We start from the raw sequence: 23793 nt of genomic DNA, 5'->3' as shown, positions 1-23793 counted from the left end.
CGGATACGGCGAACCCCTCACCCGGTGCGCTGCCGCGCACGCGACCTCTCCCGAACGGGAGAGGTGAGGGCCGGCCTCCTCTCCCAAACGGGAGAGGCGACGGTTGCCTGTTCCACCTCTCGATCGCTGCTGCCGGGGAATGCCCAGGACGCTGACCCCTATCTGGCGGGTCCGGGCCTCAGACCACCGCCGGGGGGACGGGGCTCGGGCGCAGTCTGGCGCTCGATGCGCTCGATCGTCCCGGGGCTCGCACCGACGAGACCCCGGAATTCACGGTCTCGGGCAAAGCTAAGTCCCTCCGCGCGAAGTCCTGCCAGCGGCGATACCGAGGGTCTGCCCGGCCCTCACGCCGCCAGGGCGCGGTTCACCGTGGAGCGCAGGTCGGCCAGGGAGAAGGGCTTGGTCAGCACGTCGGTGACGATGGCGTCGAGGCCGCGGGCGCGCTCGCGCTGGTCGGCGAAGCCCGTCATCAGCAGGATCGTCAGGTTCGGGAAGTCGCGCTTGGCCGCGAGCGCCAGCGCGATGCCGTCCATCAGCGGCATCCGGATGTCGGTGAGCATCAGGTCGAAGGCGCCGTCCGCCTCGTTCAGGCGGTCGAGCCCGTCGCTGCCGTCGATCGCCGTGACCACGGCGTGGCCATCGATCTCCAGCCCCCGCTTGAGGAAGCCGCGGACCGTCTCTTCATCGTCGACGAGCAGAATGCGCGCCATACCGTCCTGTCTGGAAAAACCATTGCGCCGACAAGCAACTCGCGAATCACGCAAGCGCCCGTGTGCCTGTCAAGGTACGAGCGGCCGGTTGGGTTCCGACGGCCGATCCCTGTGCGCAAATGCCGCGATATGTCTGAAGATCCCGTTGCGCCGGGGCGGGGCTCAGGCGCCGCCGAACAGATCGGGCTCGCTGCTCTCGTAATCCACGAGGCCGACGAAGGGCAGCTGCCGGAAGGCGTGCGCCACGTCCATGCCGTAGCCCACCACGAACACGTCCGGGCAGGTGAATCCGACGAAGTCGGCGTCGATCGTCACGGCGCGCTTGCCGGGCTTCTCCAGGAGCACCGCCGTCATCACGCGCTTGGCGCCGCGGGCCATCAGCAGGTCCTTGGCGAAGACGATGGTCCGGCCGGATTCCAGGATGTCGTCGATGAGGAGCACGTCGCGGCCCTTCACCTCGCTCTCGACGTCGCGCAGGATCTCGACCTGCCCCGACGAGACGGTGCCGGTCCGGTAGCTCGACAGGTGCACGAACTCGACCTGCGGCGAGAGCCCGGCCCGGTGCAGGGCCCGCAGCAGGTCGGCGGCGAACATGAAGCTGCCCTTGAGCACCGCCACGACGAGCAGGTTCTGCGGGTTCGTGGCGAGGATCTCCTGGGCGAGTTCCTCGTTGCGCCGCGCGATGGCGGCTTCATCGAAGAGGACGCGGACGCGTCGGGAGGCGCTGGTCATGGGCCTCTCATAGAGCATTTCGCGCCCGCCTGCCCACGCCCCGGCGGGCAAAAATAAGCTGTGCCGTGGCGGAACCGGCCCGTGCCCGGAGCGGACCGGAACGGCTCAGGGATGCGCCGGGGCGGCCGCCGCGAAGCGGACCTCGATCGCCCGGCCCTCGGCCGGGGGATCGTCGAAGCGGGCGCCGAAGCGGGCGCGTTCGGCCCCCTCCAGGGTCGGGCGCGGCGCGGGGATCGTGAAGACCCGCAAGGGGCGGCCGTCGACGTCCCGCACCTCGACCTCGAGGACCGGGACGGGCACCGCGTGCGCGGCGACGCCGAGGACGTCCCCCTCGACGCTGAGCCGCGCCGGCATGCCGTCCACGCCGGGCGTACGGAAGGCGACGACGTCGCGCAGCTCCAGCCCGCGCAGGTTCACCGGCAGGCCGATCCGGGCGTAGAGCCCCGCCGTCTGCGGCATCGCCCGCACCACCGTGGTCCGGGCGAGGAGGGCGAGCGGCAGCGCGGCCAGAAGCGCGAGCGCCGCCGCCCTCGCCGGGGAGAGGCCGGCTATGCCCTTGCGCCGGGCGGGCTTGCCGGAGGGCGGGAGCGCGGCGCCGCGGCGGCGGCGCGCCGGGCGCGGCGGCACGTTCTCGACCACGGCACCGGCGGGCTCTGGGGCCGGGACGCCGCCCTCGGATTCCGCGACCCCCTCCCACTGCGCGTCGAGCTCGGCGCTGCGGCCGGCCAGCACGTCGGCGGGGCTGACGAACCACGTCTCGCGGCAGGCCGCGCAGCGCACGGAGCGGCCCTCCATGCCGACGCGGTCCGCCTCGATCCGGTACTCGCTGGCGCAGGCGGGACAGACGATCAGCATGGGTGTGGGGCCTCCGGCCCCGAATCGGCGGTTGCCGCCCGTGAAGAATCCACGCACATGGTTGTCGCGGCACAGGGTTAACCCCCGGTGAAGCCCGCCGGGCGGCGACCCGGACGGGACGGGGCTTGAAAAACGGCGGCCCGCGGGGTCAATCCGGGCTCGACGCGGCGGGCACCACAAGTTGGGCGAACGGGTGAAGACAGGCAGCCTTCTCTCCGGCGCTGAGGAGCCGGTGGTCCAGTTCGAGAATGTCGGGATGCGCTACGGCCTCGGGCCGGAGGTGCTCTCCGACGTGAGCTTCCGGATCGCGCCGCGCTCCTTCCAGTTCCTCACCGGGCCCTCGGGGGCCGGCAAGACCACGCTCTTGCGCCTGATCCTGCTCTCGGTCCGCCCGACCCGCGGCCTCGTCTCGGTCTTCGGCGAGGAGGTGAGCGGCATCTCCAGCGAGGCGCTGACCGGCCTGCGCCGCCGCATGGGCGTCGTGTTCCAGGATTTCCGCCTCCTCGACCATCTCACCACCTACGAGAACGTGGCGCTGCCCCTGCGCGTCCAGGGCCGGGCCGAGACGAGCTACCGGGCCGAGGTCGTCGAGCTGCTGCGCTGGGTCGGCCTCGGCGAGCGCATGCACGTGCTGCCGCCCCTCCTGTCGGGCGGCGAGAAGCAGCGCGCCGCCATCGCCCGTGCCCTGATCGCCCGGCCGGAGCTGCTGCTCGCCGACGAGCCCACCGGCAACGTCGATCCGGGGCTCGGCCGCCGCCTGCTGCGGCTCTTCGTGGAGCTGAACAAGCTCGGTACCTCCGTCATCATCGCCACCCACGATTTCGGGCTGATGGACCTGTTCCCGACCCGGCGCATGGTGCTCGGCCACGGCCGCCTGCAGATCGAGGAATGATGGCCGCCTCCCCGTCCCCGGCCGCGGCGCCGGTCCCCGAGCCCGCCCTGCCCCCGACGCTCCGCCGGAACGCGCCGCTGGTGCCGACGGATTCCGCCGCGAGCCGCTCGCTCGCGGCCGTCATCGCCATCCTCACCTTCCTGGCCGCCCTCTGCGCGGGGGCCGCCGAGATCGTCGCCTCCAGCGCCGACCAGTGGCGGGGCGCCGTGGCCCAGGAGGTGACGATCCAGGTCCGCCCGGGCCCGGGCCGCGACATCGAGGCCGACATCGCCCGGGCCGACGCGGTCGCGAAGGCCGAGCCCGGCATCCGGGCCACCCGCGTCTTCTCCAAGGCCGAGGCCGAGCGCCTGCTCGAGCCCTGGCTCGGCAGCGGCCTCGACCTGTCCGACCTGCCGGTGCCGCGCCTGATCACCCTCAAGCTCGCCGACAGCCCGGCCCCGGACCTGAAGCGGCTCCGCACGGCGCTCGCCGAGGCGCTGCCCGGCGTGGCGAGCCTCGACGACCACGCCCTCTGGCAGCAGCGGCTCTCGACCATGGCGACCACCTTCGTCGGGGTCGGGGTCGGCATCGTCGCCCTGGTGCTGATCGCCACGGGCCTCGCCGTCGCCTTCGCGACCCGCGGCGCCATGGCGGGCAACCGCGAGGTGGTGGAGGTGCTCCACTTCGTGGGCGCCGACGACGACTACATCGCCCGCGCCTTCCAGCGGCGCTTCTTCGGCCTCGGCCTGCGCGGGGGCGCGATCGGGGCGGGGCTGGCGCTCGCGGCCTTCGCCTTCGCGGGGCTGATGGCCCGCGCCTGGCGCTCCGGCCCGGCGGGCGACGAGATCGAGGCCCTGTTCGGCGCCTTCCACATCGGCTGGCGGGGCTACGCCGCCGTCCTCCTCATCGGGGTGATCGCCTCCGTGGTGACCGGCGTCGTCTCGCGCCTGACGGTCCGGCGCTTCCTCGCCTGAGCCGGCGCCGCTCCCGTACGGACGCGAGGAGGCCGTTAACCCTTTGTGAACCTTTGGAGGAGCGGAATACTTGCCTCTCCGGCGCCGCAATCGCCACTATCTTCTGGGAGTATGAACCCGCGGATGCCACGCGTTCCCGACATGAGGCCGGCCGACGCTTTCGGCTGGGCTTGGCAGGAAGCGGGCCGGGCGGCCCCGCGCCCGCCGGTGCGCGCGGCCCGGATGCCCAGCGCCCCGGGGGCCGGCGAGGGAGCCGCCGCGCGGCTCGGCGTCCTCGGCACGCTCACCCTCGGCTTCGGCGGCCTCGGCTGCGTCGCGCTGGTGGCGGGGTTCCTCGCCTTCGTCGCCTGCCTGGAGCGCACCGAGCGGGTCCCGCCGGGCCGGGCCGACGGGATCGTGGCGCTGACGGGGGGCGCCGAGCGGATCGGCGAGGCGATCGATCTCCTCGCGGCCGGCTACGGCCGGCGGCTCCTGATCACCGGCGTGAACGAGCGCACGAGCCGCGACCAGATCGCCCGGCTCAACCCGACCCAGCGCGGCTGGATCGAGTGCTGCGTCGACCTCGACTACCGGGCTCGCAACACCATCGGCAACGCCATCGAGACCCGGCGCTGGATGCAGCGGAACCGCTTCAGCACCGTGGCCGTGGTGACCTCGAACTACCACATGCCGCGCACCCTGATCGAGCTCGACCACGCGCTCACCGGCGGCGACCGGGTGGTGCCCTACCCCGTCGTGGCGGAGGGGTTCGACGCCGGCCGCTGGTGGCAGCACCCGCCCGCCGCCCGGCTCCTGGCGGCGGAGTACGTGAAGTTCCTGGTGGCGTGGCTGCGGACGCGGTTCGAGAACGACCCCGAGACCTCGCACGCGGCGGTGATCATCGGCCGCGGCAAGCCCGTGAAGATGGTGGCCGAGCCGGTGGTCCGCGGGCTGGAGTGACGGCCGGCGGGCCAGGCGTCACGTCCTGCGGCAGCGGCTCTTGATCAGCGCCGCGAACTCCTTCTCCGAGCCCTGGACCTGAGCAAGCCGGTCCGTGCGCTCGCCCCCCGACAGGCAGCGGCCGTACACCGTCGCGACCCGGCGCATGGTCTCGACGTGGCGGCGCCAGACGCGGCAGCGGGAGCCGTCGTCGCCCTCCGCCTGCTCCAGCTGGTCGATCGCCTGCCGCTGCATCGACTGCGCGACGAGGACGTCGCGGGCACAGGCCGTGTCCCCGCCCTGGGCGGCGGCCGGTGCGGCGAGGACCATGAGGGCGAGCGCGCCCGCGCGGCGGAGGGACGGTCGGGTCACGGGAGGGTCTCTCAGGCGGCCTGCGAGGCCGAGGTGTGGGTGAGGAGCGCGTAGAGGGCGCTCGCGTCGCGGGCGGCGCGGATCCGCTCCAGCATGCCGGGCTCGCGCAGGATGCGGGCGACCTGGGCGAGCGCCTTGAGGTGGTCGGCCCCGGCCCCCTCGGGCGCGAGCAGCAGGAAGGCGATGTCCACCGGCTGCCCGTCGAGCGCCTCGAAATCGACCGGCCGCTCGAGGCGGGCGACGAGACCGAACAGCCGGTCGAGCCCCGGCAGCTTGCCATGCGGGATGGCGACGCCGTCGCCGATCCCGGTGGAGCCGAGACGCTCGCGCTGCAGCAGGGTCTCGAACACCTCCCGCTCGTCGAGGGCGGGCAGGCGGCGGGCGGCCTGGGCGCTCAGGTCCTGGAGGACCTGCTTCTTGGCGCGGGCGCGCAGCGACGGCATCACGGAATTCGGATCCAGGAATTCCAGCACTGACATGGAGGACCGCTGCCCCGTCGGCAGGGTCCTGGCGGACCCCGCGCAGTGAGTTTGTTGCCGCGCCCGGCCTCAGCCCGGACCCGCGCGGCCCCATGGTCAATGAGCGGCGTCCGAGGCCGGTTCCGGCCCCGCTCCCCGCGCGTCGGCTTCAGGACGCGGCGTCCGGGGGATCGACCCAGCCGATCGCCCCGTCGCTGCGCCGATATACGACGTTGATGCGCCCGGTGCCAGCGTGAACGAAGACGAGGACGGGGGCCCCCGTCATGTCGAGCGCCGACACCGCCTCGCTGACCGAGTGGCGCTTCAGGGTCTTGGTGCTCTCGGCCACGACTGGCGGGTGGGCGGCCCCATCCGGCTCCTCGTCGCCCTCGTCCTCGACGTCGTCCACGGGGGCGGCGAACACCGCGTAGGCGGCCTCGACGGTGGCGCCGTTGTGCTCGGCGGCGTTGTGGTCCTTGAGCTTGTGCTTGTAGCGCCGCAGCCGCTTCTCCAGCCGGTCGGCCGTCTGCTCGAAGCTCGCGCGGGCGTCGTGGGCGGCCGAGGATGCCTCGATCGTCAGGCCGGAGACGAGGTGGAGCACGCAGTCCGTCCGGTAGGCGGTCCCGTCCCGCCGCAGGGTGACGTGGCCGGAGCACGTCCCGTTCATGTGGCTGTCGAGGTATTTCGAGAGGGTGGCAGCCATCCGCTCTTCGACACGTCCTCGTAGGGACTCGCCGAGGTCCAGGCCGTGGCCTGTGACGCGCAATGACCCCATGATTCCTCCGGTCTCTCGATGTGGTTGACCCGAGTTAAGGATTGCCGCCTTCAGAAGTCAACGCGCCCGCCGGCCCGGCTCCCGACGGCCGGCCTCAGCGCAGGGCCTGCGCGAAATTGCCCCGCCGGCGCTCGATCGAGGAGGGGATGCGCAGGGATTCCCGGTACTTGGCCACGGTCCGGCGGGCGATGTCGATGCCCTCGTCGCGCAGCTTCTGCACGAGCGCGTCGTCCGAGAGCACGTCGCTCGGCGTCTCGCCGTCGACGAGTTGCTTGATGCGGTGGCGCACGGCCTCCGAGGAGTGGGCCGCCGCGCCCGCCGCGCCCGGGATCGCGGCGGTGAAGAAGTACTTCATCTCCAGCGTGCCGCGGCTCGTGCCGATCGACTTGTTGGAGGTGACCCGCGACACGGTGCTCTCGTGCATGCCGATCGCCTCGGCCACCGTCTTCAGGTTGAGCGGTCGCAGGTGCGTGACCCCGTGCACGAAGAAGCCGTCCTGCTGGCGCACGATCTCGGTGGCGACCTTGAGGATGGTGCGGGCGCGCTGCTCCAGGCTGCGGGTCAGCCAGTTGGCGGTCTGCAGGCACTCGGACAGGAAGGCCTTGTCGCCGTCGGCGACGGCGTTGCGCGAGACCCGGGCATAGTAGCTCTGGTTGACGAGGACGCGGGGCAGCGCCTCGCCGTTGAGCTCGACCAGCCAGGAGCCGTCCGGCGCCGGCCGCACAAACACGTCCGGGATCAGCACCTCGACGGCGCTCGTCCCGAAGGCGCGGCCGGGCTTCGGGTCGAGGCGGCGGATCTCGGCGAGCATCTCGACGAGATCCTCGTCGTCGACGCCGCAGACGCGGCGCAGGGCCGGGAAGTCGCGCCGGGCCACGAGGTCGAGGCGGGAGACCAGCGCCTGCATGGCCGGGTCGTAGCGGTCCTTCTCGCGCAGCTGGATGGCGAGGCACTCGGCGAGGTCGCGGGCGGCGACGCCCGCCGGGTCGAAGCCCTGGACGATCTTCAGGACGCGGGCGACGGCGTCGAGGTCGGTGCCCAGGCGCTCGGCGACCGCATCGATCGACTCGCGCAGGTACCCGGCCTCGTCGACCGCGTCGATCAGGAAGCCGCCGATCAGCCGATCGATCGGATCGCGGGTGGCGAGGTCGAGCTGCGCGGCGAGGTGCTCGCGCAGCGACGTCTCGGCCGTCAGGCTCGCCTCGAAATCGGGCGCCTCGGCGTCGAAGCTGCCGCCCGTGTTGCCGTAGGGCGCGGGCGTCAGGGAGAGCACGTCCCCGGCGGACGCCTCGCGGCTCGGGCCAGGGGTCTCGTCGGGGAAGACGTTATCGAGGCGCGTGTCGAAGTCGCCCTCGATCTCGCTGCGGCTCGGGCTCATGTCGTGGCTGAGCCAGGACTCGGGCTCGCCGCCCTCACCGTCGCCCTCACCGGCCGCGCCCTCGCCGGCCGCGGCAGCGCCGTCATGGGCGCTCTCCCCCGCCTCGCCCTCCGCTCGTTCGAGGAGCGGGTTGCGCTCGAGCTCGGCGTCCACGTATGCGGCGAGGTCGAGTTGCGAGAGCTGGAGGAGCTTGATCGCCTGCAGAAGCTGCGGCGTCATCACCAGGGCCTGGCCCTGGCGCATCTCCAGCCGTTGCAGCAAACTCATCGCGAAGCCCCGATTCCCCAGCGAGACGTGGAAACCGCCGCGGCATGCGGCACGGTTCTTGCTTCCAATCCTTGATCCAGATCTAGACCCAATGCGCGGACACGTCAAAGCGTGATCGCGCGCCCGCGCTCACCGCGCGCCGCCGTGGCTTCCGCGGCACAGGGGCATCATCGCCCCGATACCTTGCGGGAACGTGTGCGTGGATCGGAGGGGAGTGGGAGCCGGATCACGCTCGCGCGAGCGGGCCGCTACAGGCGGAAATCCTCGCCGAGATAGAGGCGGCGCGCGTCCGGGTTCGCCACGATCTCCTCCGGGGTGCCCTCGGTGAGGATGCGGCCCGAATGGGCGATGTAGGCGCGGTCGATCAGCCCCAGCGTCTCGCGAACGTTGTGGTCGGTGATGAGGACGCCGATGCCGCGGCTCTTCAGGTGCTTGACGAGATCCTGGATGTCGCCGACCGCGATCGGGTCGATGCCGGCGAAGGGCTCGTCGAGCAGCATGAAGCTCGGCGAGGAGGCGAGCGCCCGGGCGATCTCGCAGCGCCGCCGCTCGCCGCCCGACAGCGCGATGGAGGGCGCCTTGCGCAACCGCGTGATGTTGAACTCCTCGAGCAGGGCGTCGAGCTTGCGGGCGCGCTCCTTGCGGTCGGGTTCCGCCACCTCGAGCACCGCGCGGATGTTGTCCTCGACGGTGAGGCCGCGGAAGATCGAGGCTTCCTGCGGCAGGTAGCCGATGCCGAGGCGCGCCCGCTGGTACATGGGCAGGTGGGTGATCGGCAGGCCGTCGAGGGTGATGTGGCCCTGGTCGGCGGAGACGAGCCCCGTGATCATGTAGAAGATCGTGGTCTTGCCCGCGCCGTTCGGCCCGAGCAGCCCCACCGCCTCGCCGTTGTGCACGGTGAGCCCCGCCTCGTGCACCACCGTGCGCGCGCCGTAGCTCTTGCGCAGGCCGCGCACGCAGAGGATGCCGGGGCCGCCCTCCGCTGCGGGATCCGGCTCCACCTCCGTGGCGCCGGCCGCGCGGCCGCGGCCGAGCAGGCGGCCGAGGAGCGAGGGCCCCCGCACGCCCTGCGCGTGAACGGTGCCGGCGGCGCGCCGGTCCGCCCGCGGCCGCGGGCTCCGGGCCGCCTCAAGGGGCAGGCTGGAGGCGCTCAACGGGGGCTCACGGAGCCTGGGCCCGCGCCTTCCCGGCGGGCTGATCCGCGCTCTCGGCGGGCTTCGGCGCGGTGCGGGCGAGGCCGGGCGGCGGCGGGCAGCCCTTGGCGCCCCCCTTGGCGTCGGCCTTCTCCCCCGGCACGAACAGGGCGGAGACGCGGCCGCCGGCGACCGGGTCCATGTTCGCGCGGCCCGTGCCCATGTCGTAGACGAGGCGCGAGCCGCGGGTGACGTTCTGGCACTGGCTCAGCACGACGTTGCCGGTCAGCACGATGCGGCGCGCGGTCTGGTCGAACACGGCGCTGTCGCCGGTGGCGACCTGGTCCTTCTGGACCACGGTGACCGGGCCGGCGCACTCGACCTTCTGGATGCCGTTCTCACCCATGGCGGGCTTCTCGGCCGCGTCGTCGGCCGGCGCCCCGTCCGGGCGCTTGGCCTCCTTGCCGCGCTTGTAGTGCACCGTCATGCTGGAGCAGCGGATGGTGCTGTCGCCCTGGACCGCGACGACATTGCCGGCGAACACGGCCTTGTTCTCGCGATCGAACACGTCGAGGCGGTCGGCGTCGATCTTGATCGGCTCCTTGCCGCCGCCGCCGAGCGCGCCGAGCGGCGACGGGCTCTCCTTGGCGCGCGCGGGCACGGCGGGGGCCACGGCGGCCGGCTTCTGGGCGAGGGCGGGCGCGGCGGCGAGGAGGCCGGCGCCGAGCGCGGCGCAGAGGCAGGCGCGGGACGACCGGCTCATCGTTGACCGGATCATGGATGGCCGTCCACGGGCTCGGCCGCCGAGGTGCGGATGCGAGCCGCGCCCTCCCCGGCCACCTCCGCCTGGTGGGCCGCCTCCTTCTCGGGGGCGTGGAAGACCGTGCGGACGTTTCCGACGAAGGAGATGACCTTGCCGTTGTCGGCGACGTCGAGGCTGTCGGCTGCCACCGAGCCGCTCGGCACCGTCACGGTCACGGGCTCGCGCGACTTCACGGTGCCGGCCTTGAAGTCGATCGCGGCCGAGCGCAGGCGGATCTCCTCGCCCTTGTCCGTCCAGAGGCGGATGTCCCGCTCCAGGGTCAGCGCCTCGCGGCCGGTGTCGAACAGGCCGGTCGCGGCCTCGATCCGGGCGACGCCGCCCTTGTCGTCGGTGGCGATGTGGCCGCGCATGGCCTCGAGCTCGATCAGGCTCGGCCGGCGCATGTCCTGGAGCGCCGCCGCCGCCGTCACCTCGTAGCCCCGGTCCCCCTTGCGGAAGCCGGAGAGGCGGGGGTTCTCCATCTTGACCTTGCTGCCCGTCAGGCTGACGGGGCCCACCGAGACGGCCGGCGCGCCGGCGCCGAAGGGGTTGAGCAGGGCTGCGGCGAGCAGCAGCGCCGCGCCGCCCGTGGCCACCGGGATGACGAGGCGCAGCCGGCGCACCCGGGCGCTGTGGGTGCGGGCGCGGGCATGGGCGCGCGTCCGGAGCGCGCTCTCGCGGCCCGCGGCCCCCCTCGTCTCGACGGCGTCGACCACCTGCATGACTTTCCCGAGGGATCCTGCCCGGACGATTCCGGCCCGGGCCGCTTCACGCGCCCGCGGCGCGCCGCAGACGCGTTCCTGCGCCGGCGGGAGCCGGATGCGCCCGCCCGGTGGCGAAGTTATGGCCTGAGCGTTTCCGAATGTTCAACCATGACGCGCGCTTGCAGGAGACCGGGCGGCCCGTCTCCGCAATCCTCCGCGGTGCGATGTGCGTCGCCGCACGCGTCGGCCGGACGCCTCAGGAATGGGCGAAGATGTCGATCTCGGGCCAGCCCGCGAGGTCGAGCCGGGCGCGGGTCGGCAGGAAGGCGAAGCAGTCCTGCGCGAGCTCGGCGCGGCCCTCGCGGGCGAGCATCGCGTCGAGCCGGGCGCGGGCGGCGTGCAGGTGGAGCACGTCCGAGGCCGCGTACTCGACCTGCGCCTGGCTCAGGGCCTCCGCCCCCCAGTCGGAGGATTGCTGCTGCTTGGAGAGGTCGACGCCGACGAGCTCGCGGACCACGTCCTTGAGCCCGTGCCGGTCGGTGTAGGTGCGGGCGAGCTTCGAGGCGATCTTGGTGCAGTAGACCGGCGCCGGCATCACGCCGAGGTACTGGAACAGCACCGCGAGGTCGAAGCGGGCGAAGTGGAAGATCTTGAGGACGGCCGGGTCCGCCAGCACCCGCTTCAGCACCTCGGGCGCCGGGCCCTCGGGCTGGATCTGGACGACGTCGGCGCTGCCGTCGCCGCGGGAGATCTGGACGACGCAGAGCCGGTCGCGGTGCGGGTTGAGGCCGAGCGTCTCGGTGTCGATCGCGATGGCGGGGCCCGCCTCGTAATCGGCGGGCAGGTCGCCGCGATGGACGCGGATGGTCGGTTGGGCAGGCATCAGGGGCGTTTCGGTCAGGTCTTTGAGGGACAAGCGGTTTTCGCCGCCTATCATCCGCGCCCGCCGCCCGCAAGCCCGGCCCGCGCGGGCCGGGGGTTGCCGGCCCTCGTCTACTTCTGCTTGGCGATGACCTTGTCCTTGATGCCCTCGTAGACGTTCTGCGGGACGATCTTCTTCGCGAGGAGCTCGTCCTTGCCCTTGTAGGGCCGGCCCTTGATGATCGCCGCCGAGCGGGCGGCGCCGATGCCGGGCAGGGCGTCGAGCTCCTCGGCGCTCGCGCTGTTGAGGTCGACCAGGGCCGCCTTCGGTGCGTGCGGCTTGGCAGCATCCTTGGCCGCATCCTTGGCCGTCTCCGGCGCGGGGGCGGCGGGCTTGGCCGGTGCCGCCGGCGCGGTCGGGGCGGCCGGCGCCATCGGGTTCGGCTTGGTGGGCGTCGCGGGGGCCGGCGCCTGCGCCAGGGCGGGGCCGAAGGCGGGCGCGGCCGCGAGGCAGGCGGCGAGGGCGAGGCGCAACAGGGTCGAGGTCATGGCGGGATCTCCCGGTGCCGTGACGGCGCGTGCGGGCCGCATCGGCACTGGACGATCTGGGCCCCGCCGCTTGAACTCGGCCTTAACGAGGCGTTCACCCGCTCTCCGGGCCGGGCGGCCTCGCGCACGCGGCCCTTGCGCCGGCCGCGAGACGGCTCTAGCCAGACGAGATGCGGGCCGCTATAAGCGCGCCCTCGAATCTCCGTTTGAATACGGTGCGCGAGGCGATCCTCCGGAAGGACGGGGGAGCCGCCCGGGCGCCGCTTTGGCATAAGCAGGGTTCCGCCATGGCCGTTCCGAAGCGAAAGACCTCCCCCTCGCGGCGCGGCATGCGCCGCTCCGCCGACGCCCTCAAGGCCCCGACCTACGTCGAGGACAAGGATTCGGGCGAGCTGCGCCGCCCGCACCACATCGACCTGAAGACCGGCATGTACCGCGGCCGTCAGGTCCTCAAGGTGAAGTCGGCCGAGGCCTGAGCCTCGCCCGCGGGCGCGTCCTCAGGCGCGCCTGCGCGCCGCCTCGGCGTAGAGCGCCGCGGCGTTCCGGGTCCGCTCGCCGCGCGAGGGGCGCAGGCGCGGATCCGCGCTCACGATCAGGTGTGCCACGAAGCCCGCGAGCGGCCTGCGCGCGGGCCCGTTCGCGTGCGCGCTCTCCTCCCGCGCGGGGACGAGCGCCAGAGCGCGCGACGCCTCCGGCGCGCCGGGCGATCCCGCCTGTCCCGCCGCGGGACGGTCGCCCGTGTCACCCTGCGCCATGGCCTGCACCCTCCGCGTCCCTCAACGCGGACGCTGCAAGGTTGGAGCCGCCGTTAACGTTTCGTCAACCGTCCCGGGCCCTCGCCGTTCGGGGTCGCTACTTCTTCGCCAGCGCCTCCAGGCGCTGCTGCATCTCGGCCATCTGGCGCTTGAGATCGTCGAGGTCGCTGCCGGCAGGCACCGGCGCGGGGGGCGCGACGACGGGGTTGGCGGAGGGCGGCTGCCCGGCCGTGCCGAAGTTCGAGAACATCTTCATGGCATCGCCGAAGAAGTTCATGTTGGTGCGGACCTGCTCCTCCAGGGCGTGCTGGAAGGCGGAGGGGCCGAAGCTCTGGGACAGCTTCTCGCGCAGGCCGTCCTGGTCGCGGGCGAAGTTCGCCATCGAGAATTCGAGGAAGCTCGGCACCATCGTGCGCATGCTGTCGCCGTAGAACCGGATCAGCTGGCGCAGGAAGGCGACCGGCAGCAGGTTGTCCTCGCCCGCCTTGTTCTCCTGCTCGAAGATGATCTGCGTCAGCACCGAGCGGGTGATGTCGTCGCCCGAGCGGGCGTCGTAGACCACGAAGTCCTCGCCGCTCTGCACCATGGTGGCGAGGTCTTCCAAGGTGACGTAGGTCGAAGTGCCGGTGTGGTAGAGGCGCCGGTTGGCGTACTTCTTGATGACGGTCTGATGTGCCTTGCCGTTTTCCGCCATCTGTGCGGCCTCTCCCGACCCGAACGTGCCGGCGCCGGCCTCGCCTGAGGCTCCCGCGTCCGGGCAGGGCGCGCCCGATGCGCCCGAACCGACCTTAAGACTTTCGCCCGCCGACGAAAACAGCAATTTCCTGCTCATCCCCGCAGAATAATGCCGGCGGCCCGCCATTCCAAGCGTGTTCAAGGCGAGTTCAATCCTCGTACGCCGTCACCCCGCATCCGTCGGGCTGCTTGACTTCATCTGGCCCAGGGCTTTCATCCCGAGATACGGCATGAGAGCGCGCGAAACACCCGACAGCCCCAAGCAGCGCCGGCCGCGAGAGGAGAACGTCAGATGGCAGGCAGCGAAGAGATCGTGATCGTCGGTGCGGCGCGCACCCCGGTCGGCTCCTTCGGCGGCGCGTTCGGCAGCATGCCCGCGCACGAACTCGGCAAGATCGCGATCAAGGCGGCGCTTGAGCGCGCCGGCGTCTCGCCGGAGGACGTGGACGAGGTGATCTTCGGGCAGGTGCTCACCGCGGGCGCCGGCCAGAACCCGGCCCGCCAAGCCGCCATCGCCGCCGGCATCCCCGAGAAGGCCACCGCCTGGGGCCTCAACCAGGTCTGCGGCTCGGGCCTGCGCACCGTCGCCATCGGCATGCAGCAGATCGCCAGCGGCGACGCCAAGGTCATCGTCGCGGGCGGCCAGGAATCGATGTCGCTCGCCCCCCACGCCCAGTACCTGCGCGGCGGCCAGAAGATGGGCGACGTGAAGCTCGTCGACACGATGATCAAGGACGGGCTCTGGGACGCCTTCAACGGCTACCACATGGGCACCACCGCCGAGAACGTGGCCCAGGCCTTCCAGCTCACCCGCGAGCAGCAGGACCAGTTCGCGACCCGCTCGCAGAACAAGGCCGAGGCGGCCCGCAAGGAGGGCCGCTTCAAGGAGGAGATCGTCCCCGTCACGGTGCCGGGCAAGAAGGGCGACACCGTCGTCGACACCGACGAGTACATCCGCGACGGCGCCACCGTCGAGGCGATGGCCAAGCTCAAGCCCGCCTTCTCGAAGGACGGCACCGTCACGGCGGCCAACGCCTCGGGCCTCAACGACGGCGCGGCCGCGATCGTGCTGATGTCGGCTTCCGAGGCCGAGCGCCGGGGCCTCAAGCCGCTCGCCCGAATCGTCTCCTGGGCGACCGCGGGCGTCGACCCGAAGGTCATGGGGACGGGGCCGATCCCGGCCTCCCGCAAGGCCCTCGACAAGGCGGGCTGGAAGCCCTCCGACCTCGACCTGATCGAGGCGAACGAGGCCTTCGCCGCCCAGGCGCTCGCGGTGAACAAGGACATGGGCTGGGACGACGAGAAGGTGAACGTCAACGGCGGCGCCATCGCCATCGGTCACCCGATCGGCGCCTCGGGCGCCCGCGTCCTCGTCACGCTGCTGCACGAGCTGAAGCGGCGCGACGCCAAGAAGGGGCTGGCCACCCTGTGCATCGGCGGCGGCATGGGCGTCGCCATGTGCGTCGAGCGGCCCTGAGCCGGCGCCCGCGCGGGCCTCAAAACCTCTTGAGGCCCGCCGCAATTTAATTGGCGTGCGGCCGGCCGCCGGGGCCGGCACACTGCGAGTCTCGCGGCTTCACCCGCTACGGCGGGTGCAGGCCGCACGTCTCCGGCAAGCAAGTTCCCATAAGAACCTCAGGAGGAAACCATGGCTCAGGAACGCGTCGCCCTCGTCACGGGCGGGACGCGCGGCATCGGCGCCGCCATCTCGAAGGGCCTCAAGGCCAAGGGCTACAAGGTCGCGGCGAATTACGGCGGCAACGACGAGGCGGCCAACGCCTTCAAGGCCGAGACCGGCATCCCCGTCTTCAAGTTCGACGTGGGCGACCTCGCCTCCTGCGAGGCCGGCATCAAGGCGATCGAGTCCGAGCTCGGCCCGGTCGACATCCTCGTCAACAATGCCGGCATCACCCGCGACGGCCTGTTCCACAAGATGAGCTTCGAGAAGTGGCAGGCGGTGATCCGCACCAATCTCGACTCGATGTTCACCTGCACGCGCCCCCTCATCGAGGGCATGCGCAACCGCGGCTTCGGGCGCATCATCCTGATCTCGTCGATCAACGGCCAGAAGGGCCAGGCCGGCCAGACCAACTACTCGGCCGCCAAGGCCGGCGTGATCGGCTTCGCCAAGGCGCTGGCGCAGGAGAGCGCTTCCAAGGGCATCACCGTCAACGTGATCGCGCCGGGCTACATCGCCACCGAGATGGTGATGGCGGTGCCGGAGGACATCCGCAACAAGATCATCTCCACGATCCCGACCGGGCGCCTCGGCGAGGCCGAGGAGATCGCCCGCGCGGTCGAGTACCTCGCGGCGGAGGATTCCGGCTTCATCACCGGCTCGACGCTCACCATCAACGGCGGCCAGTACTTCGCCTGAGCGCCCCGCCGGGCCGCGCCCGCCGCGGCCCGGCCGCCCGCCTCACTTCCCCCGCGCCCGGACCGAGAGCGGTCCGGGCGCCATCGCCGGGCCCTGCCCCGGCTCGAGGGCGCTGATCTCCAGCACGAACTTCTGGCGCAGGGCGCGGGCGAAGTCGCCGTAGCCCCTGGCCGCCAGCAGGAAGGCGCCCGGCCCCGTCAGGACATGGTCCCGGTACCATCGGTCGAGCGTCGTCTCGCCGCCCTCCGGCCCGATCGGCAGCGCGCGCAGGCCGTAGCCCGGCGAGCGGAAGGCGCCCGCCCCCACCACGTCGTTCTCGCCCGGCACCAGGATCGGCAGGCCGTTGATGGTGGCGCCGCCCCGCGCGAGGGCGTCGCGCTCGGCGTGGATCGCCTCCACGTCGGTGCAATTGTCGATCCCGTCGCCCGAGACGTCGATCACCACCCGGTCGGCCGGTACCGGCAGGGCCGGCAGCACGCTGGCGCCGACCGTGCGCAGCATCTGCCCGAGGCAGGTGAAATCCCCCGGCTGCCGCGGCACGGCCCGCACCAGGGCGGCGGCGGCCGCCGCGTCCCGGCGGTCGGCGATGCGGCGCCAGCCCACGGCGAGCGTGGCCTTGTCGGCCCAGGTCACCAGCGCGAACAGGATGCCGCCGGCATTGCCCGTGATGGCGGCGAGGACGGACGGGTCCTCCAGCGCCCCGGCGATCCCCTCCATCTGCAGGCGGAAGCGGTCGTCGTCGACGGATTGCGAGACGTCGACGGAGACGACGAGGGCGGTGGCGACGCTCTCGGCGGCCGGCGCGGGCGCGGGCGCGAGAACGGCGAGGCCGAGGCTCAGGCCGAGGAACCATCGCGCCCCGCGCGTCAGGCCCCGTCCCGCCGGGATCCCTGCCCCGATCCCTGCTCCCATGCCGTCACCCCGCTCCGCTGCCGGCCCGCCAGCCCCGGGGCCATTGATCAGGCGCGCCCGCCGCTGGCAAGCCCGGCCTCAGGGAACCTCAGGCGCCGCGCGGCGTCGGGCGCCAGTCCGGCGGGGCCATCTCGAAGCCCTGGAACTCGAAGGCGGGCGAGACCGTGCAGCCCACCAGCGTCCAGGCGCCGAGGCTCGTGGCGGTCTGCCAGTGCCCGGCCGGCACCACGATCTGCGGGTGCTGGTTGCGGGAGAGGTCGGGGCCGAGATGGCGCGCCGTCGCGTCGTGCCCGTTCGGGCTGACCGTCAGGACGAGGGGCGCCCCGGCGTGCCAGTGCCAGATCTCGGCGGCGTCGACCCGGTGCCAGGCCGAGGTCTCGCCGACGTCGAGGAGGTAGTAGATCGCGCTCCCGACCGAGCGGCCCGCCACGCTGCGGGGATCGCGGAAGGTCTCTCGGTAATGGCCGCCCTCGGGATGGGGTTCGAGTGCGAGCGCGGCGATCACCTGCGCGGCCGTCATCGTCCCGGACATGTCCGTCATCTCCCGAAGGTGCCGTCCGCACGAAGCGGGGCGCAAACCGTTAATCGCCGGTGAAACATCGGAGCTTCCGATCGCTGATAGAAGCTCTCGAAGTGTCCTTAACCACGCTTACTGACACATCATCAGCATTTTTGTGTTCATCTCGGCGGCGAAACGACCGAATGCCTGCTCCAGGATGCCTCCTATGCCGCTGCGACTTGCCCGCTTCCGGACGGATGAGCGCGGGAACCTCGCGATCATGTTCGGCCTCTCCCTGCTGCCCGTGATGGGGCTGACGGGCGCGGCGATCGACTACAGCCAGGCGACGACGCTGCGCACCCGCCTCCAGGCGGCGACCGACGCCACGGCCCTGCGCCTGTGCCAGCTCCCGAGGACGACCACGGCCTCCGAGATCCAGACCAAGGCCCTCGCCTGGATGAAGAGCTACACGGGCAGCGACGTGGTCACCCTGCCGGCCGCCGACTTCAAGGTGACGGACGACCCGCGCACGATCGAGATGAAGTCGGTGATGCCCTCGCCGGCCTACTTCGGCAAGATCTACAACATGATCGGGTCGACGCCCTACATCAACGCGATCCCCGTCGGCGCCTCGGCGCGCTGCGCCGCCCCCGTGCCGCAGGATTTCGAGATCGCCCTCGTCCTCGACACGACGGGCTCGATGGACGGGACCGACAAGAAGGGGATCTCGAAGATCGTGTCCCTGCGCAAGGCCGCCAAGGACTTCGTGGACTTCGTCGCCGACAACCCGGCCTTCTCCGCCCAGACGCGCATCGCCCTCGTGCCCTTCGCCTCCTCGGTGGCGGTCGAGCCGACCACCCTCACCAACGCGGTCTGGCTCGACAAGGACGCGAAGTCACCGATCCACTGGAACAATTTCGAGAGCGACAAGGCGTACTTCAACAGTCGATTTGAGATCTTCGATTCGCTGAAGAACAAGTACACAGACTGGAAGTGGGCCGGTTGCTTCGAGTCTCTGCCCTATCCGTTGAACGCAACGGATTCGGGTTTCGATCCGGCACGCAACGAGAGCTACTATGTGCCTATGCTCGCTCCCGATGAGCCCGGCGACGGATCGGCGGGCTCGGTCACAACGAAATACAAGTCCGGCTCGGTCACACGGCAGACCAGCTCCAACAGCTACCTGGACGACTCGACCTCGAAATCCTACTGCAAGCCTGACCCGGACGATGCCGTCTCGGCGGAGAAGCGGGCCTGCAAATATGCCAACCCGACCGGCGCCTCGAACCGCCCCGCATCCGGCCTGAACGTCGCCAACGGCCCGAACTACGGCTGCACGAGCCAGCCCCTGACACGCCTGACCACGGATTTCACCGGCCTGAAGGCGAAGATCGACACGCTGTACTCGCGTGGGGCGACCAACATCCAGGAGGGCCTGATCTGGGGCTGGCGTACGCTCTCGCCCGTCAGCGTCTTCGGCGATGGTGTCGCCTACGCGAAACCGAACTCGCGCAAGGTGCTGATCCTGATGACGGACGGCGAGAACACCTGGAATCCGACCTCCCAGAGCACCTCCATCAACAAGTCGGTCTACAGCAGCTTCGGCTACTACGTGAATGCCGACGGCACGAAGGCGGCGGATTACGGCAAGCCGACGAACCGCTTCCCTCAGGGGACGGCCAACCCGCTCGATGCCGACGATGCCCGCGCGGCGATGGACAAGCTGACGAGCACCACCTGCGCCAACATCACCAACATGGGGACACCCATCGAGGTCTTCACCATCGGCTTCAGCGTCGACAACGACAAGATCGACCAGAAGGGCATCGACCTCTTGGCCGGCTGCGCCAGCAAGCCGACGACGACGCACGCCTTCATCGCCAACGACTCCACGGCGCTGCTCAACGTCTTCCGGCAGATCGCGACCTCGATCGGGGCCCTGCGCCTGACGCAGTGAGGCGGGTGCCTACTCGCCGATCGCGCCCTGCGGCAGGTTGAAGCCGGGGGGCGCCTGCGGCGCGGGCTTGGCCGCGGGCTTGGCCGCGGCCTTCTCGCGGCCCCGCGCCCGCGGCGGGGCCGCCTCGAGGGCCTTCGCGCCCTCCGGAGCCCCCTCCCCTTCGGCCTTGGTGGCGTCAGGATTCGCGGCGTCCGGTTTGGCGGCGCGGCGGGCGGGCTTCTTCTCCGGCTTCTTCGCCACGGGCGCCGGCTTCACGGCCGGGGCCTCGGTGCAGCCGCGGAAGCCGAGGCTCGCCAGGGTCTCGCCCACCTCCGAGACGATGGTGATCGGGTCGGGCAGGGCCGGCAGGCCCGCCTCCCAGCGGATCGGGCCGCCGAGTTGCGCCTCGAGCACCGCCGGCGCGCTGCCGCGCCGCAGGGCGGCGAGGTCCGGCCCGTAGGCCGTCGCGACCCTGGCCCCGATCACCACCTGCAGCACCTGCGTGACCTCGGGGGTCAGCGGGCGCAGCGGGTTCTCCACCTCCGCCCGCCCCTTCCGGGTGACCCAGAGGGCGACCCCCTTGCGGTCCTCGTAGCGGGCCGCCTGCGCGCCGCAGGGCGCGGGCGCCGGGCCCGCCGCCGGGGTCGGGACGGGCGCCGGTGCCGGCGCGCGGGCGGCCTTGGCCGGCGGCGCCTGCGCCGGAGCGGGGCCGCCGGCCGCGAGCAGCCACGACGCGGCGGCGAGCGCCCTCAGGGTGTTCACGCCCGCAACCTGTCCCCGGCATCTCTGCGTCATCGTCCCTCGCCCGGCCCGCGGCCGGCTCCGTCCCTGTCCGTCTCCCGCCGCGGCTCGATCGGCTCTAGGTCGAGGACCGGCGCCGAGCGGTCGATCGGGCTCTCGCGCCGCCCGACGCCGTGGAGCAGGAGTTCCTCGTCCGCATCATCGAGATCGTTCGGCAGCCGCAGGGGCGGGCGCCGGCCGCGCGCGGTCATCGCGGCGACGACCGTGCCGACGATCGCCAGGGCCGCCACCGCGGCCAGGATCAGGATGGTTTCCATAAGCCTTCCCTGCGCGTGCCAGCGTTACCCCAAGGTGCGCGCCGATGCATCTGCCGGCGTCGCGGGGCGCCGGCTGGTATGCCAGCCCTGCTCGGGACGCGGCTTGGCCTTGACGGAACGGTCCTTGCGTCGCCGCCCGCGCGCGACGAGAAGACGGGCAAGCCGGATTTGAACCGCGTGAGCGACCCGATGCCCGAAGGCCGATCCATGCGCACGGACGAGACCACCCGCACGCCCGAGGAGCTGGAGGCGCACCTCCTCGGCCTGATCGAGACCTCGCGCGAGCAGGCGAGCGAGGACCCGTTCCGCAACCCCGTCCTCGCCGTGACCCTCGCGATCACGCGCCGGTTCGACCGGGGCGAGATCGGCCCCGCCGACCTCGACGCCCTGTTCGTGCGCCTGCGCGGGCAGTCGCTGGCCGAGCGGGCGGCGCGCCTGCGGGCCTATGTGGGGCTCGACGCGGCGTCCGACGCCGCCATGCCGGCCCGCCTCGTCGCCGCGATCCCGAAGGGGCCGGGCGATTTCGAGAGCTTGCGCGACCTCGTCGGGCGCACGGGCTTCGCCGTCGTGTTCACGGCCCACCCGACCTTCGGCATGCCGAAGGCGGTGGCCGCCCTGATCGCCGCGGCCGCGAGCGAGGCGGGCGCGGGGGCGCGCGCGCCGATCATCGACGAGGCGGCGGCGCTCTCGACGCGGCCCGACCCCGTCATCACCCTCGACGGCGAGTTCGAGCAGGCCTGCGTCGCGGCCAACCACGGCCGCGCGGCGCTCGACGCCTTCAACGGCGCCCTCCTCGACGCGGCCCGCGAGCGCTGGCCCGACCGTTGGACGGAGCTCGTGCCCCGGCCCTTCGCCATCGCGAGCTGGGTCGGCTGCGACACGGACGGGCGCACCGACATCGGCTGGTGGGACACGCTGCGCTACCGGCTCGAATCGAAGCGGATGCAATTGGAGCGCGTGGCGCGCGACCTGCCCGGCATCCCCGCCACTCGCGTGGTCCGCGAGATCACCGAGAGCGCGCTCGCCGCGGTCAACCGGCAGCTCGCCGTGGCGCCGCGCCTCGGCACGCAGCCCTCGCTCGAGGCGGTGCACCGCTTCGCGCTCGCGCTCATCATCGAGCGCGACCGCGCCCAGACGGATGCCGGCGCGCTGCTCGCGGGGCTCGCCGCGGCGATGACGGCCGCGACCGACGACGCGGAGCGGCGCACCATCGCGATCCTGCGCTCGGGCATCAGCACGCACGGGCTCTCGAACGCCCTGCCCCATTTCCGGCTCAACGCCACCCAGATCCACAACGCCGTGCGCCGGGTGATCGACCTCGACGGCGAGCCGACCGACGCCGCGCAGCGCCGCTCGCACCTCGCCACCGTCCACGCGCTCCTCAACGACGTGCAGCCGGTCGCCGTCGATTTCGGGGCGCTCGCGGCCGAGCGCGCCTCGGCGGCGCGCCTGATGATGACGATCGCGCAGATCCTCAAGCACGTGGACGGCACCCACCCGGTGCGCTTCCTCATCGCCGAGACCGAGACCGGCTACACCCTGCTCGCCGCCCTCTGGCTCGCGCGCCACTACGGGATCAGCGACCGGGTCGAGATCACGCCGCTGTTCGAGACGGCCTCGGCGCTGGAGCAGGGCATCCGCGTCCTCGACGACGCCCTGCGCAGCCCGCACTGGCGCCAGTACCTGAAGCGCATCGGCCGGCTCGCCGTGCAGTTCGGCTACTCGGATTCCGGCCGCTACGTCGGCCAGCTCGCCGCGACCTTCTGGATCGAGCGGCTGCGGCTGCGGCTCACCGAGCTCCTCGTGCAGAACGACCTCGCCGGGGTCGAGCTCGTGATCTTCGACACGCACGGCGAGTCGATCGGCCGGGGCGCCCACCCCTCCTCCTTGCGCGACCGCCTCGCCTACCTCGCGCCGGAGGATGCCCGCCGCCGCAACCGGGCGGCCGGCATCCGGGTCCGCCTCGAATCGAGCTTCCAGGGCTCGGACGGCTACCTGATGTTCGGCTCGCGCGCGCTCGCCGAGGCCAGCGTCGCCCGCATCGCCGAGCACGTCTTCGCCCTCGACGTCACGGACGAGGACGCCTTCGCCGACTACGTGCTCTCGAACCCGCGCAGCGGTGCCGACGAGGCGGACGATCCGATCTACGCCGAGACCGATTTCGCCACCGAGTTCTTCACGGTGGTGCGCCAGGACATGGAGGCGCTCGTCGACGATCCCGGCTACGCGGCGCTTCTCGGCACCTTCGGCCCCAGCCTGATCGACCGGACCGGCTCGCGCCCCGTCGCCCGCCAGTCGGATTCGGGCGGGCCGGCGATGATCACGCACCCGCGCCAGATGCGGGCGATCCCCAACAATGCGATCCTGCACCAGCTCGGCTACCTCGCGAATTCGCTGCACGGCATGGGCCGGGCGGCCGGCCGCGCGCCGGACCTGTTCCGGGACATGCGGCGCGATTCCGTGCGCTTCTCCCGCGCCTTCCGCCTCGTCCAGCACGCGGCGAGCGTCGGCGACCTCGACGTGCTGCGCGCCTACATCGACACGCTCGACCCGGCGGTGTGGCTGGAGCGGGCCCGGCGCACGCAGCGCGACACGCGCCGCGACGAGCTCGTCGTGATCGCGGGTGCCCTCGACCGGCTCAACCTCGCGCCGAACCTGCGCCGCCTGTTCGGGCGCCTCACCACGGACTGGCTGAGCCTGCACCAGGCCGCCCCCGACCTCGGCAAGATGTCGATGCGGCTGACCCTGCTCCACGCGATCCGCCTCGCCCTGATCCACCGGATCTGGTTCCTGGCGGTCCACATCCCGGGCTTCCGGCCGCAGGCCGGCGTGACCCGCGAGCAGCTCCTGGAGCGCTTCCTGCGCCTCGACATCGACGCCTGCCTGACCCTCCTGGCCGAGATCTTCCCGATCACGCCGGACCCGACCCTCGGCCTGAATTTCGGCGAGCCCGCCGGCCCGCGGGACGTCGGCACCTACGAGGCCGAGCACACGGGCCTGTTCGAGCCGATCGGGCGGATGTTCGCGCAGGTGCGGGAGGTCTCGGGCATGATCCAGCACGAGGTCGGCGCCTTCGGGTAGGGCGCGACGCGCTCCCTCTCCCGTTCGGGAAAGGGCCGGGGTGAGGGGTGCGCGCTTTCCGGAGAGGCCGCACCCCTCACC

Annotated in this window: 26 protein-coding genes; 8 read left to right on the top strand and 18 right to left on the bottom strand. The window is 72.1% G+C overall.

Going from position 1 to position 23793, the window contains the following annotated elements:
* Positions 1 to 344 precede the first annotated feature (344 nt).
* From MOX02_RS11105 to MOX02_RS11095, 3 genes are all read right to left on the bottom strand, one after another.
* Positions 345 to 710: a response regulator gene (locus MOX02_RS11105; protein WP_132256913.1), complete on the bottom strand. Its 366-nt coding sequence runs from the start codon at positions 708 to 710 to the stop codon at positions 345 to 347.
* A gap of 162 nt (positions 711 to 872) precedes the next feature.
* Positions 873 to 1442, bottom strand: coding sequence for a hypoxanthine phosphoribosyltransferase (gene hpt, locus MOX02_RS11100; RefSeq protein WP_147025856.1), 570 nt, complete (start codon positions 1440 to 1442; stop codon positions 873 to 875).
* 105 nt (positions 1443 to 1547) lie between these two features.
* Positions 1548 to 2297: a zinc-ribbon domain-containing protein gene (locus MOX02_RS11095; protein WP_147025855.1), complete on the bottom strand. Its 750-nt coding sequence runs from the start codon at positions 2295 to 2297 to the stop codon at positions 1548 to 1550.
* 193 nt (positions 2298 to 2490) lie between these two features.
* On the opposite strand from MOX02_RS11095, the gene ftsE reads away from it, so the two are divergent.
* The 3 genes from ftsE to MOX02_RS11080 all read left to right on the top strand — a co-directional run bounded on the left by ftsE (position 2491) and on the right by MOX02_RS11080 (position 5081).
* Positions 2491 to 3189, top strand: a complete 699-nt coding sequence (gene ftsE / locus MOX02_RS11090; protein ID WP_174804913.1) for a cell division ATP-binding protein FtsE — start codon at positions 2491 to 2493, stop codon at positions 3187 to 3189.
* Positions 3189 to 4142: a cell division protein FtsX gene (locus MOX02_RS11085; RefSeq protein WP_238179105.1), complete on the top strand. Its 954-nt coding sequence runs from the start codon at positions 3189 to 3191 to the stop codon at positions 4140 to 4142. Before ftsE ends, MOX02_RS11085 begins: the two co-directional genes overlap by 1 nt.
* Before the next feature lie 123 nt (positions 4143 to 4265).
* Entirely contained in the window at positions 4266 to 5081 is an 816-nt protein-coding gene (locus tag MOX02_RS11080; RefSeq protein WP_147025852.1) for a YdcF family protein, read from the top strand.
* Between the two features lie 18 nt (positions 5082 to 5099).
* Here MOX02_RS11080 and MOX02_RS11075 read toward each other — a convergent pair whose 3' ends face one another.
* The 9 genes from MOX02_RS11075 to MOX02_RS11035 all read right to left on the bottom strand — a co-directional run bounded on the left by MOX02_RS11075 (position 5100) and on the right by MOX02_RS11035 (position 12359).
* Positions 5100 to 5390 (bottom strand): hypothetical protein, encoded by a 291-nt coding sequence (locus MOX02_RS11075; RefSeq protein WP_147025865.1) that lies wholly within the window; start codon positions 5388 to 5390, stop codon positions 5100 to 5102.
* A 53-nt stretch (positions 5391 to 5443) separates the two neighbouring features.
* The gene (ptsN, locus tag MOX02_RS11070) at positions 5444 to 5911 is read right to left on the bottom strand and encodes a PTS IIA-like nitrogen regulatory protein PtsN (protein ID WP_147025851.1); all 468 of its coding nucleotides are present in this window, start codon (positions 5909 to 5911) and stop codon (positions 5444 to 5446) included.
* Positions 5912 to 6059: 148 nt separating this feature from the next.
* Positions 6060 to 6665, bottom strand: a complete 606-nt coding sequence (hpf, locus tag MOX02_RS11065) for a ribosome hibernation-promoting factor, HPF/YfiA family (protein ID WP_147025850.1) — start codon at positions 6663 to 6665, stop codon at positions 6060 to 6062.
* Positions 6666 to 6759: 94 nt separating this feature from the next.
* A complete protein-coding gene (gene rpoN, locus MOX02_RS11060; protein WP_147025849.1) occupies positions 6760 to 8310 on the bottom strand; it encodes an RNA polymerase factor sigma-54 in 1551 nt (516 codons plus the stop codon).
* A gap of 248 nt (positions 8311 to 8558) precedes the next feature.
* The gene (gene lptB, locus MOX02_RS11055; protein ID WP_147025848.1) at positions 8559 to 9464 is read right to left on the bottom strand and encodes an LPS export ABC transporter ATP-binding protein; all 906 of its coding nucleotides are present in this window, start codon (positions 9462 to 9464) and stop codon (positions 8559 to 8561) included.
* A 7-nt stretch (positions 9465 to 9471) separates the two neighbouring features.
* On the bottom strand, positions 9472 to 10206 hold the full coding sequence (locus MOX02_RS11050; protein ID WP_147025847.1) for an LptA/OstA family protein: 735 nt from the start codon (positions 10204 to 10206) through the stop codon (positions 9472 to 9474).
* Between the two features lie 11 nt (positions 10207 to 10217).
* Positions 10218 to 10967: an LPS export ABC transporter periplasmic protein LptC gene (gene lptC / locus MOX02_RS11045; RefSeq protein ID WP_147025846.1), complete on the bottom strand. Its 750-nt coding sequence runs from the start codon at positions 10965 to 10967 to the stop codon at positions 10218 to 10220.
* 238 nt (positions 10968 to 11205) lie between these two features.
* Entirely contained in the window at positions 11206 to 11832 is a 627-nt protein-coding gene (locus tag MOX02_RS11040; RefSeq protein WP_147025845.1) for a ribonuclease D, read from the bottom strand.
* Between the two features lie 110 nt (positions 11833 to 11942).
* Entirely contained in the window at positions 11943 to 12359 is a 417-nt protein-coding gene (locus MOX02_RS11035; RefSeq protein WP_147025844.1) for a ComEA family DNA-binding protein, read from the bottom strand.
* A 287-nt stretch (positions 12360 to 12646) separates the two neighbouring features.
* Between MOX02_RS11035 and rpmF the strand changes: the two genes are divergently transcribed.
* Complete coding sequence (gene rpmF / locus MOX02_RS11030) at positions 12647 to 12835, top strand: 50S ribosomal protein L32 (protein ID WP_003601373.1); 189 nt, start codon at positions 12647 to 12649, stop codon at positions 12833 to 12835.
* 21 nt (positions 12836 to 12856) lie between these two features.
* Here the strand turns inward: rpmF and MOX02_RS11025 are convergent, their stop codons facing one another.
* Positions 12857 to 13114 carry a hypothetical protein gene (locus MOX02_RS11025; protein WP_147025843.1) on the bottom strand — a complete coding sequence of 86 codons (258 nt, stop codon included), beginning with the start codon at positions 13112 to 13114 and terminating at the stop codon, positions 12857 to 12859.
* Positions 13115 to 13211: 97 nt separating this feature from the next.
* Positions 13212 to 13808, bottom strand: coding sequence for a polyhydroxyalkanoate synthesis repressor PhaR (gene phaR, locus MOX02_RS11020; RefSeq protein WP_147025842.1), 597 nt, complete (start codon positions 13806 to 13808; stop codon positions 13212 to 13214).
* 333 nt (positions 13809 to 14141) lie between these two features.
* Between phaR and MOX02_RS11015 the strand changes: the two genes are divergently transcribed.
* A complete protein-coding gene (locus MOX02_RS11015; protein ID WP_147025841.1) occupies positions 14142 to 15326 on the top strand; it encodes an acetyl-CoA C-acetyltransferase in 1185 nt (394 codons plus the stop codon).
* A gap of 171 nt (positions 15327 to 15497) precedes the next feature.
* A complete protein-coding gene (gene phbB / locus MOX02_RS11010; RefSeq protein WP_147025840.1) occupies positions 15498 to 16226 on the top strand; it encodes an acetoacetyl-CoA reductase in 729 nt (242 codons plus the stop codon).
* Between the two features lie 42 nt (positions 16227 to 16268).
* Here the strand turns inward: phbB and MOX02_RS11005 are convergent, their stop codons facing one another.
* Both MOX02_RS11005 and MOX02_RS11000 read right to left on the bottom strand, forming a co-directional pair.
* Complete coding sequence (locus MOX02_RS11005; protein ID WP_147025839.1) at positions 16269 to 17138, bottom strand: DUF1194 domain-containing protein; 870 nt, start codon at positions 17136 to 17138, stop codon at positions 16269 to 16271.
* An 88-nt stretch (positions 17139 to 17226) separates the two neighbouring features.
* Positions 17227 to 17670: a cupin domain-containing protein gene (locus tag MOX02_RS11000; RefSeq protein ID WP_147025838.1), complete on the bottom strand. Its 444-nt coding sequence runs from the start codon at positions 17668 to 17670 to the stop codon at positions 17227 to 17229.
* Positions 17671 to 17863: 193 nt separating this feature from the next.
* Here MOX02_RS11000 and MOX02_RS10995 point away from each other — a divergent pair, with 193 nt between their 5' ends.
* Positions 17864 to 19594 (top strand): pilus assembly protein, encoded by a 1731-nt coding sequence (locus MOX02_RS10995; RefSeq protein ID WP_170267812.1) that lies wholly within the window; start codon positions 17864 to 17866, stop codon positions 19592 to 19594.
* 9 nt (positions 19595 to 19603) lie between these two features.
* On the opposite strand, the gene MOX02_RS10990 is transcribed toward MOX02_RS10995, so the two are convergent.
* The gene (locus tag MOX02_RS10990; RefSeq protein WP_174804911.1) at positions 19604 to 20368 is read right to left on the bottom strand and encodes a hypothetical protein; all 765 of its coding nucleotides are present in this window, start codon (positions 20366 to 20368) and stop codon (positions 19604 to 19606) included.
* Complete coding sequence (locus MOX02_RS10985; protein ID WP_147025836.1) at positions 20365 to 20631, bottom strand: hypothetical protein; 267 nt, start codon at positions 20629 to 20631, stop codon at positions 20365 to 20367. The genes MOX02_RS10990 and MOX02_RS10985 overlap by 4 nt, the downstream gene beginning before the upstream one ends.
* 189 nt (positions 20632 to 20820) lie before the next feature.
* On the opposite strand from MOX02_RS10985, the gene MOX02_RS10980 reads away from it, so the two are divergent.
* The gene (locus MOX02_RS10980) at positions 20821 to 23712 is read left to right on the top strand and encodes a phosphoenolpyruvate carboxylase (protein WP_373866735.1); all 2892 of its coding nucleotides are present in this window, start codon (positions 20821 to 20823) and stop codon (positions 23710 to 23712) included.
* Positions 23713 to 23793 lie beyond the last annotated feature (81 nt).

Source organism: Methylobacterium oxalidis (assembly GCF_007992195.1).
Classification (GTDB): domain Bacteria; phylum Pseudomonadota; class Alphaproteobacteria; order Rhizobiales; family Beijerinckiaceae; genus Methylobacterium; species Methylobacterium oxalidis.
Note: the sequence above shows the minus strand (reverse complement) of the source record. Positions and strands in the feature narration are given on the sequence as shown.

Bases quoted from the DNA above. Each gene is read 5' to 3' on its own strand.
- MOX02_RS11105 (WP_132256913.1), bottom strand. From the start codon at position 710: ATGGCGCGCATTCTGCTCGTCGACGATGAAGAGACGGTCCGCGGCTTC.
- hpt (WP_147025856.1), bottom strand. From the start codon at position 1,442: ATGACCAGCGCCTCCCGACGCGTCCGCGTCCTCTTCGATGAAGCCGCC.
- MOX02_RS11095 (WP_147025855.1), bottom strand. From the start codon at position 2,297: ATGCTGATCGTCTGTCCCGCCTGCGCCAGCGAGTACCGGATCGAGGCG.
- MOX02_RS11085 (WP_238179105.1), top strand. From the start codon at position 3,189: ATGGCCGCCTCCCCGTCCCCGGCCGCGGCGCCGGTCCCCGAGCCCGCC.
- MOX02_RS11080 (WP_147025852.1), top strand. From the start codon at position 4,266: ATGCCACGCGTTCCCGACATGAGGCCGGCCGACGCTTTCGGCTGGGCT.
- MOX02_RS11075 (WP_147025865.1), bottom strand. From the start codon at position 5,390: ATGGTCCTCGCCGCACCGGCCGCCGCCCAGGGCGGGGACACGGCCTGT.
- ptsN (WP_147025851.1), bottom strand. From the start codon at position 5,911: ATGTCAGTGCTGGAATTCCTGGATCCGAATTCCGTGATGCCGTCGCTG.
- hpf (WP_147025850.1), bottom strand. From the start codon at position 6,665: ATGGGGTCATTGCGCGTCACAGGCCACGGCCTGGACCTCGGCGAGTCC.
- rpoN (WP_147025849.1), bottom strand. From the start codon at position 8,310: ATGAGTTTGCTGCAACGGCTGGAGATGCGCCAGGGCCAGGCCCTGGTG.
- MOX02_RS11050 (WP_147025847.1), bottom strand. From the start codon at position 10,206: ATGAGCCGGTCGTCCCGCGCCTGCCTCTGCGCCGCGCTCGGCGCCGGC.
- lptC (WP_147025846.1), bottom strand. From the start codon at position 10,967: ATGCAGGTGGTCGACGCCGTCGAGACGAGGGGGGCCGCGGGCCGCGAG.
- MOX02_RS11040 (WP_147025845.1), bottom strand. From the start codon at position 11,832: ATGCCTGCCCAACCGACCATCCGCGTCCATCGCGGCGACCTGCCCGCC.
- MOX02_RS11035 (WP_147025844.1), bottom strand. From the start codon at position 12,359: ATGACCTCGACCCTGTTGCGCCTCGCCCTCGCCGCCTGCCTCGCGGCC.
- rpmF (WP_003601373.1), top strand. From the start codon at position 12,647: ATGGCCGTTCCGAAGCGAAAGACCTCCCCCTCGCGGCGCGGCATGCGC.
- MOX02_RS11025 (WP_147025843.1), bottom strand. From the start codon at position 13,114: ATGGCGCAGGGTGACACGGGCGACCGTCCCGCGGCGGGACAGGCGGGA.
- phaR (WP_147025842.1), bottom strand. From the start codon at position 13,808: ATGGCGGAAAACGGCAAGGCACATCAGACCGTCATCAAGAAGTACGCC.
- MOX02_RS11015 (WP_147025841.1), top strand. From the start codon at position 14,142: ATGGCAGGCAGCGAAGAGATCGTGATCGTCGGTGCGGCGCGCACCCCG.
- phbB (WP_147025840.1), top strand. From the start codon at position 15,498: ATGGCTCAGGAACGCGTCGCCCTCGTCACGGGCGGGACGCGCGGCATC.
- MOX02_RS11005 (WP_147025839.1), bottom strand. From the start codon at position 17,138: ATGGGAGCAGGGATCGGGGCAGGGATCCCGGCGGGACGGGGCCTGACG.
- MOX02_RS11000 (WP_147025838.1), bottom strand. From the start codon at position 17,670: ATGTCCGGGACGATGACGGCCGCGCAGGTGATCGCCGCGCTCGCACTC.
- MOX02_RS10995 (WP_170267812.1), top strand. From the start codon at position 17,864: ATGCCGCTGCGACTTGCCCGCTTCCGGACGGATGAGCGCGGGAACCTC.
- MOX02_RS10990 (WP_174804911.1), bottom strand. From the start codon at position 20,368: ATGACGCAGAGATGCCGGGGACAGGTTGCGGGCGTGAACACCCTGAGG.
- MOX02_RS10985 (WP_147025836.1), bottom strand. From the start codon at position 20,631: ATGGAAACCATCCTGATCCTGGCCGCGGTGGCGGCCCTGGCGATCGTC.
- MOX02_RS10980 (WP_373866735.1), top strand. From the start codon at position 20,821: ATGCCCGAAGGCCGATCCATGCGCACGGACGAGACCACCCGCACGCCC.